4 protein-coding genes are annotated in these 4,335 nt (G+C 58.3%); all 4 read left to right on the top strand.

The window, feature by feature from the left end:
* Positions 1-786 (top strand): UDP-N-acetylmuramoyl-tripeptide--D-alanyl-D-alanine ligase (gene murF, locus Q7T06_RS03835; protein ID WP_304780439.1); only part of this gene is annotated, 786 nt, incomplete at its 5' end.
* A gap of 1 nt (position 787) precedes the next feature.
* Entirely contained in the window at positions 788-1,957 is a 1,170-nt protein-coding gene (gene mraY / locus Q7T06_RS03840; protein ID WP_304780441.1) for a phospho-N-acetylmuramoyl-pentapeptide-transferase, read from the top strand.
* Positions 1,958-1,967: 10 nt separating this feature from the next.
* Entirely contained in the window at positions 1,968-3,464 is a 1,497-nt protein-coding gene (murD, locus tag Q7T06_RS03845; RefSeq protein WP_304780444.1) for a UDP-N-acetylmuramoyl-L-alanine--D-glutamate ligase, read from the top strand.
* Positions 3,461-4,335, top strand: an 875-nt coding sequence (locus Q7T06_RS03850; protein ID WP_304780446.1) for an FtsW/RodA/SpoVE family cell cycle protein, incomplete at its 3' end; no start/stop codon positions are given. The genes murD and Q7T06_RS03850, both read left to right, overlap by 4 nt.

Raw genomic sequence — 4,335 nt, forward strand, 5'->3', positions numbered from 1 at the left:
ATGGCCAGCGTTGCCGCCGTCGCCGAAGAAAACGGCGCAGTGCTGGCGAATCTGCCGGCAGATGGCGTGGCCGTGTTCCCGGCTGACGATCCATTTACTCCTTTATGGCGTAGCTATGCGGCGTCACGCAAGATACTGAGCTTCGGTTTTTCGGATGACGCAGATGTGCGCTGCACTTATGTTGCCAATGTATTCGGCAGTGACCTGGCTATCACGGCAGGCACACAGAAATTCAATATCGCGTTGTCGGCTGCCGGCGTGCACAACGTGCGCAATGCGCTGGCTGCGATTGCCTGCACGCTGGCCATCGGGGTGGCGCCGGATGCAATCGTGCGCGGCTTGCAAGCTTTCGCGCCAGTCAGCGGCCGCTTGCAGCGCAAGACGGCCGCCAACGGTGCGCTGGTCATAGACGACACCTATAACGCCAATCCGGATTCGGTACGCGCGGCCATCGATGTGCTGGCGCAGTTTTCCGCGCCGCGCATCCTGGTGCTGGGCGACATGGGCGAAGTCGGCAACGAAGGTCGTCAGTATCACGAAGAAATCGGCGCTTATGCGCGCACAAACGGTATCGAACATGTGCTCACGCTGGGCGATCTGGCCCGTCATACGGCCAGTGCATGCGGCGCACATGCGGCGCACTACGACAGTGTGCAGGCTTTAAACGATGCACTCGCCGCCATCCTGGATGCGGATGCAACGGTGTTGGTAAAAGGATCGCGCTTCATGAAAATGGAACGCGTGGTACAGCATTTACTCGGTCAACAAATTCAGGAAGCCCACTAATATGCTGCTCTGGCTGGCACAACATTTTCAGGATGAAATCGGACCGCTACGGGTCTTCAATTTCATTACCTTCCGCGCCGTGTTTGCGACGTTGACGGCATTGGCCATAGGCCTGGTTTTCGGCCCGGCCGTGATCCGCATGCTGACGCGCCTGAAAGTCGGGCAGGCGGTGCGCACCGACGGTCCGCAAACGCATTTGATCAAGAGCGGTACGCCGACCATGGGCGGCGCCCTGATCCTGCTGGCGATCGGCATTTCGACCCTGCTGTGGACTGACCTCAGCAATCGTTTCGTATGGGTCGTCCTGATCGTGACGCTGGGTTTCGGCGCAGTGGGCTGGGTCGATGATTACCGCAAGGTGGTCTACAAGGATCCGAAAGGCATGGCATCGAGGGAAAAATATTTCTGGCAATCGGTGGTCGGCCTGTTCGCCGCGGTTTATCTGGCGTTCTCTGTTTCGGCACCGAGCAATTCGCAATTCTTCGATCTGTTCGTGGCCTGGGTGCAATCCGGTTTCAGCATGGACTTGCCGCCGAAAGCCGATTTGATCGTGCCATTCTTCAAAACCATCAGTTATCCGCTGGGCGTATGGGGCTTTATCGCATTGACGTATTTCGTCATCGTCGGCACCAGCAATGCGGTCAACCTGACCGATGGCCTGGATGGCCTGGCGATCATGCCTACCGTGATGGTCGGTAGCGCGCTCGGCTTGTTTGCCTACCTGACCGGCAGTGTGACCTATGCCAAGTATCTGTTCATTCCGCATATCCCGGGCGCCGGCGAATTGATCATATTCTGCGGTGCGATGGCGGGTGCCGGTCTGGCTTTCCTCTGGTTCAACGCCCATCCGGCGCAAGTGTTCATGGGCGACGTAGGCGCACTGGCCCTGGGCGGCGCGCTCGGCACCATCGCCGTCATCGTGCGCCAGGAAATCGTGCTTTTCATCATGGGTGGTGTGTTCGTGGTCGAAACCCTGTCGGTGATGCTCCAGGTCGCCTACTTTAAATACACGAAGATGCGCACCGGCACCGGCCGGCGCGTCCTGTTGATGGCGCCTTTGCACCATCACTTTGAACAAAAAGGCTGGAAGGAAACGCAAGTTGTCGTGCGCTTCTGGATCATCACTATGATGCTGGTGCTGTTTGGTTTATCCACTTTGAAATTACGGTAAGAACATATAAATGAACTACGCAGGCAAACATGTTCTGGTTTTAGGGCTCGGTGAATCCGGGCTGGCGATGGCGCAGTGGCTGGTCCGCTGTGGCGCATCGCTGCGCGTGGCGGATACGCGCGCGCAGCCGGACCGTTTGCCGCAACTGCGCGAGATCGCACCTGAAGCTGAATTCATGGGCGGCGATTTCTCCGCCGCGCTGCTGGACGGCATCGATTTCGTCGCCATCAGCCCGGGCCTGATGCCTTCGCGCGAACTGGTTGCGATCATTCCTGCAGCGCAGGAAAAGGAAATCCCGCTCTGGGGTGAAATCGAATTGTTTGCGCAGGCGCTGGCGGCGTTGAAGGAAGAAAAGGCATACGCACCGAAAGTCATCGCGATCACCGGCACCAATGGCAAGACCACAGTCACCAGCCTGGTCGGCTTGTTGTGCGAGCGTGCCGGACTGAGCGTGCAAGTGGCTGGCAACATCAGCCCGGCGGCGCTGGATTGTCTGCGCATGGCAGTCGAAAACGACAGCTTGCCGCAAGTCTGGGTGCTGGAACTGTCGAGCTTCCAGTTGCATACGACGTACAGCCTGCAGGCAGATGTCGCGACCGTGCTGAACCTGACACAAGATCATCTCGACTGGCATGGCGACATGCAGGCTTACGCCGCCGACAAAGAGCGCATCTTCGGCAGCAACACGATACGCGTCCTGAATCGCGACGATGCGCTGGTGATGCAGATGGCAATGCCGCTGACGCGCGTCATCACGTTTGGCGCCGATGAAGCCGAGCAGGCGGATTGCTTTGGCCTGGTCGATGAAAACGGCATGCGCTGGCTGTCGGTGGCGGTAGAGGAAGAAGAGCCGCAGAAAAAACGCCGCAAGAAAGATAACGTCGAACTGGCTATTTCGACCAATAAACTGATGCCGGTCGACGCCCTCAAGATACGCGGCCAGCACAATGCGATCAATGCCCTGTCGGCGCTGGCCCTGTGCCGCGCAATCGGCTTGCCGTTCGCACAGTTGCTGCACGGCTTGCGCGATTATCACGGCGAACCGCATCGGGTCGAACACGTGATGACGATAGGCGCCGTCGATTATTACGATGACAGCAAAGGCACCAATGTAGGCGCGACAGTCGCCGCCTTGAACGGCCTGGGTGTCAGCCAGGATGGCAGGTCCAAGCATCTGGTGCTGATCGCCGGCGGCGATGGCAAGGGCCAGGATTTTTCACCACTGGCTGATCCTGTCGCCAAATATGCGCGCGCGGTTTTATTGATAGGCAAGGATGCAGCACTTATCCGCGCCGCGCTTGCAGCCACGGGCGTGGATATGATCGATTGCGCGACACTCGAAGAAGCGACAGAAAAAGCCGCCGCACTGGCGCATGCCGGCGATGCAGTCTTGTTGTCGCCAGCCTGTGCCAGCCTCGACATGTTCAAAAATTATGCGCATCGCGCGCAAGTGTTTGTGGCAACCGTGCGTGAAATCGGCTTGTCGCGTGGCGAGGTCGCCATATGAAATTCGCGATGCCTTCATTTTCCAGTGCAGCGGCGCAAAAAGCCGTGACCAGTCTCGACCAGCGCTCGAAGATGATGGCGTACGACCAGCCTTTGGTATGGGTCGTATTGTTGCTGATGCTGTTCGGCATGGTGATGGTGTATTCGGCCTCGATCTCGCTGCCTGATTCGCCCAAGTATGCGCGTTACGATAATGCGCACTTCCTGACGCGTCAGGCGACCTTCATCGGCGTTTCGCTGATCGCCGGTTTGCTCGCCTTCCGCGTGCGGATGGAAACCTGGCAAAAGCTTGCACCTTACCTGTTTGTCGCGACGCTGATATTGCTGGTGCTGGTGCTGATTCCAGGCGTAGGCAAGGGCGTCAACGGTGCGCGCCGCTGGCTGTCGTTCAAGGTCTTCAACCTGCAGCCATCCGAATTGATGAAGCTGTTTGTCGTCCTGTATGCAGCCGATTGCACGGTGCGCAAGCAGCAGGTGATGCACAAGCTGACCAAGGGTTTCATGCCGATGACGCTGGCGATCGGTTTTGTCGGCTTGCTGCTGTTGCTGGAGCCTGATCTGGGCGCGTTCGGCGTGATCGTCTGCATCGCGATGGGCATCCTGTTTTTGGGTGGCATCAACGGCATCTGGTTCGGCGGCATAGGCGCGACGCTGGTCGGCATATTCAGCATGGTGATTTTGCTTTCGCCCTGGCGGCGCGAGCGGATTTTTGCCTACCTGAATCCATGGGAAGAAGAAAACGCATTGGGCAAGGCATACCAACTATCGCATTCGCTGATCGCATTCGGTCGCGGTGAACTGTTCGGCGTCGGCCTGGGTGGCAGCGTGGAAAAACTGCATTACCTGCCGGAAGCGCATACCGATTTCCTGCT

It is taken from the genome of Herminiimonas sp., from assembly GCF_030645555.1.
In the GTDB taxonomy this organism is placed as follows: domain Bacteria; phylum Pseudomonadota; class Gammaproteobacteria; order Burkholderiales; family Burkholderiaceae_D; genus Oxalicibacterium.

Excerpts from the sequence above, each read along its gene's own strand:
- mraY (WP_304780441.1), top strand. The coding sequence starts at position 788 with ATGCTGCTCTGGCTGGCACAACATTTTCAGGATGAAATCGGACCGCTA.
- murD (WP_304780444.1), top strand. The coding sequence starts at position 1,968 with ATGAACTACGCAGGCAAACATGTTCTGGTTTTAGGGCTCGGTGAATCC.